We start from the raw sequence: 3,987 nt of genomic DNA, 5'->3' as shown, positions 1-3,987 counted from the left end.
ATTTCCTGACAGCTAAACTGAAATTTGATTACCCACTCTATTTGTTATAGAGCCAAAAGTTTTTTATACCTCGATGGGTATCCTGGCTGTGATGTATTTTGTCTTCGGCCTGGTATCATGGGTGAATGCAATCCTTATCCCTTACTTTAAGATTGCCCTTGAACTGACACATTTTCAGTCATATTTCGTCACTTTTGCCTTTTATATCGCCTATTTTGTGATGGCCATTCCATCGGGTTTATTATTAAACAGGACGGGCTATAAGAAAGGTATTATGTACGGGTTCATATTCCTGTCGTTAGGTGCCCTTATCTTTGTCCCGGCAGCACTTATGCGACAATATGCCGTTTTTCTTGCAGGATTGTATTGCCTCGGGACAGGGCTTGCCATTCTTCAAACGGCAGCAAACCCTTACGTCACCATAGTCGGACCGATCGATAGCGCAGCACAGCGAATGAGCGTGATGGGAATCTTCAACAAGTCCGCAGGTATCATTGCTCCTTTGCTTTTTGCAGCGGTAGTGTTCAAATCGACTGATGACAGCACCTTTGCATTACTTGAAGCAGGAACGCTCTCCGAAACAGAGAAAAATATTATTCTGCAGGAATTGATCAGGAGGGTAATTATGCCCTATTCCATCCTTGCCGCTCTTTTGCTATTAACAGGTATCGGCATAAGATATTCAGTATTGCCGGAGATAGAAGAAAAAGAGGATGAACCCAAAGAGGAGAATAATACTTTATCTGTTGTAAATCCGTCAAAGAAGTCTCTTTTGGATTATCCTTATCTCATCTTTGGAGCCATCGCGATTTTCCTGCATGTAGGTACGCAAGTGGTGGCGATAGATACTATTATCAATTATGCCGGGTCGATGGGGATCGGCCTGCTGGATGCAAAGTTCTTTCCGTCTTACACGCTTATATGCACCATTATCGGTTATTTGCTGGGTATCTTGCTTATTCCCCGGTTTGTTTCGCAAAAGACGGCTTTACAGTTTTGTACCGCACTCGGGCTACTCCTTTCTTTAGGGGTAGTACTTGCCAACCATACTGTTTCACTGTTCGGGCATACGGCAAACATCTCGATATGGTTCTTAGCCTCGATAGGATTTCCTAATGCATTGATCTATGCCGGTATCTGGCCCTTGTCGATCCATAACTTAGGGAAATTAACCAAAACGGGCTCTTCCCTTTTGATCATGGGATTAAGCGGGAATGCCATCCTGCCACTGATTTATGGTGCGATAGGAGATCACTATGGCTTGAGAGCAGGCTACTGGGTTCTGATTCCGTGCTTTATTTATTTGGTATGGTTTGCTTTTCACGGACATACGATTAATTATTGGAAAAGAGAAAAAAGAATACAAAATGAAAAGATTGATAATAGAAAAGGGCAAGGTTATCTTTCCCACTCACATAGCGGAAGATGTCTCTATAGTTTGTGAAGAAGGAAAGATCCGTGATATTGTACCTTCGGATGCAGTTTCGTTTTCTGATACAGATGAACGGATCGATGCCTCAGGGCAGTATGTTTCACCGGGATTCATTGATATTCATCTTCATGGCGGTGGAGGTCATGATTTTATGGACGGCACGGTGGAGGCTTTTCTCGGGGCCGCAGAACTGCATGCCCGTTATGGTACCACGGCTATGGTGCCTACTACCCTGACAAGTACGACCGAAGAATTAATGAACACTTTCTCGGTGTACCGTGAAGCGGTAAAAAGGAACAGGACAGGAGCCAGATTCCTGGGTCTGCATCTTGAAGGACCTTATTTTTCGTATAACCAGCGGGGAGCGCAAGATCCTAAATACCTTCGTAATCCTGAGCCGGAAGAGTATATGCGTATTCTGGCATCGTCGGAAGATATCGTCCGCTGGAGCCTGGCTCCCGAATTGCCGGGTGCGCTGGACCTGGGACGGGAATTGGTGTCGAGAAACATCCTTGCGGCCGTGGCACATAGCGACGCGGTGTGTGAAGAAGTGGAGTTGGCATTTAAAGAAGGATTTTCCCATATTACGCATTTATATTCGGGGATGTCTTCGGTGACACGCCGCCACGCCTTCCGGTATGCGGGAGTGGTAGAAGCGGCTTATCTCATTGATGATATGACGGTAGAGATCATCGCCGACGGAGTGCATCTTCCCCGTCCGCTGTTACAGTTTGCCTACAAGTTCAAAGGAGCCGATAAGATTGCCCTTTGTACCGATTCGATGCGCGGGGCAGGCATGCCAAACGGAGAGTCGATCTTGGGGAGCCTCGACGAGGGACAACGGGTAATTATCGAGGATGGGGTGGCTAAACTGCCCGATCGTTCGGCTTTCGCCGGTAGTGTGGCTACAGCCGACCGGTTGATACGAACTATGGTGAACATAACTGAAGTGCCATTGACCGACGCAGTAAAGATGATGACTCTGACACCTGCCCGCATTATGAAGGTCGATAGCCGAAAAGGATCCATTGAACGTGGAAAAGATGCTGACCTGGTGATCTTCGATGAAAACATACAGGTGTCATATACAGTGTCGGAAGGAATTATAATATACGATGCTTCAAAAATAAATCTATAATGAAACGATTATTTGCCGCTTAGTTAGAGATGTTGTTTTAGGGAATGCAACGGAATTTCACCTCTTATTATTTGGTAATTATATTTTTTTTATTTTCCTTTGTTTTGATAAATTTAATTATAGAACATAAAATAAACGCTAAAATCATTTGCCTATAAGTCCTCTTTACTCAATTGAACTTACATAACAATTAAGAAGTAAAGCAATGGATACTTTCTGCATGATGACCGATGAAGAATTGGTCGTTTCGTATGCCGACGGCAATGACTATGCGTTTGATCTGCTCCTCAACCGGCATAAACAATCTCTTTACGCTTATATCTTCTATACTGTCCGTGACCAGGGACTGGCCGAAGATATCTTTCAGGATACTTTCTTCAAAGCTATCACAACTATCAGGCAGGGCAGATACACTGAAACAGGCAAATTCAAAGCATGGATTACACGTATTGCCCATAATCTGATAATCGATTATTTCCGTCAGAGAAAGAATGAAAATACAGTTTCTAATGATGGCTATGAGATCGATCTGTTGAACAATCCCTCCCTGTGTGACGATACCGTAGAGATGAAAATGGTGAAAACTCAGGTGCTCGACGATGTGAAGAAACTGATCGACTTTTTACCTGTTGAACAACGTGAAGTACTGGAGATGCGATATTATGGGGATTTAAGTTTTAAGGAGATTGCTGATGTCACCGGTGTAAGCATCAATACCGCTCTTGGACGTATGCGCTATGCTATTCTCAACATGCGTAAACTGGCTACTGACCACAAAATGATTTTAACAATTAATTGATGGTCTTACTGATACGATGCATCTTCCGGACAAATTGCTGAGACCATTGTTATCGTGCCCAATACTTATCGTTCCCGGGCAATGATTTATCGTCCAGGCCTGAAGAGTAATTCCAGTTTGGGTTGTGGGCGCATTTTCCCGGAGAACATATCGCGCATCCATATCATACCGGCTTCCACACCCATGGTGGGTTTGAACCAGTGCTCCACAGACCCCCCGTAGTAAGGAGTGTTCATCATTGGTAACATCGGCATGTCTGACTGGTTACTGTTTTGTAATACAGGCATCCCTCCATAAGCGTTGAGATACCAGTCATCATTAAGCCGGTAGCGACCGTGGAGGTCAATCATTACTGCCGATTGGTTGAGAGAGAAATCATTTCTAGCCGTCTTCATATAGGTCAACCCTCCATCGAACATCAGGTTACGATTCACCTGGTAGCTGGCATCAATTCCTGCATTCCAGAGAGGCATCACATCGAAATTGGAGTTATAGCCACCGCTGACGCCCATCGTCAACGCAGGATTGATCGCATAGCGAGCCCCTGCATCCAATATATAGTAACTCATGTTTCGCACTTCCCTCAAACAATTGACAAAGAAATAGAAGGGAAATGCG

Annotated in this window: 4 protein-coding genes; 3 read left to right on the top strand and 1 reads right to left on the bottom strand. The window is 44.5% G+C overall.

What is annotated here, in order from left to right; all coding sequences use genetic code 11:
* Positions 1-73: 73 nt before the first annotated feature.
* From U2P89_RS06215 to U2P89_RS06205, 3 genes are all read left to right on the top strand, one after another.
* Positions 74-1,444: a sugar MFS transporter gene (locus U2P89_RS06215; protein ID WP_416188619.1), complete on the top strand. Its 1,371-nt coding sequence runs from the start codon at positions 74-76 to the stop codon at positions 1,442-1,444.
* Positions 1,368-2,570 (top strand): N-acetylglucosamine-6-phosphate deacetylase, encoded by a 1,203-nt coding sequence (gene nagA, locus U2P89_RS06210; protein WP_092027901.1) that lies wholly within the window; start codon positions 1,368-1,370, stop codon positions 2,568-2,570. Before U2P89_RS06215 ends, nagA begins: the two co-directional genes overlap by 77 nt.
* Positions 2,571-2,775: 205 nt before the next feature.
* A complete protein-coding gene (locus U2P89_RS06205; protein ID WP_091906417.1) occupies positions 2,776-3,369 on the top strand; it encodes an RNA polymerase sigma factor in 594 nt (197 codons plus the stop codon).
* Between the two features lie 86 nt (positions 3,370-3,455).
* Here U2P89_RS06205 and U2P89_RS06200 read toward each other — a convergent pair.
* On the bottom strand, positions 3,456-3,987 hold a 532-nt coding region (locus U2P89_RS06200), incomplete at its 5' end, for a hypothetical protein (protein ID WP_322190937.1).

This window comes from Proteiniphilum sp. (assembly GCF_034331125.1).
Lineage (GTDB): Bacteria > Bacteroidota > Bacteroidia > Bacteroidales > Dysgonomonadaceae > Proteiniphilum > Proteiniphilum saccharofermentans.
The sequence above is the reverse complement of the archived record's forward strand: the minus strand, read 5'-3'. Positions and strand labels throughout refer to the sequence as shown.

Excerpts from the sequence above, each read along its gene's own strand:
- U2P89_RS06215 (WP_416188619.1), top strand. The coding sequence starts at position 74 with ATGGGTATCCTGGCTGTGATGTATTTTGTCTTCGGCCTGGTATCATGG.
- U2P89_RS06205 (WP_091906417.1), top strand. The coding sequence starts at position 2,776 with ATGGATACTTTCTGCATGATGACCGATGAAGAATTGGTCGTTTCGTAT.
- nagA (WP_092027901.1), top strand. The coding sequence starts at position 1,368 with ATGAAAAGATTGATAATAGAAAAGGGCAAGGTTATCTTTCCCACTCAC.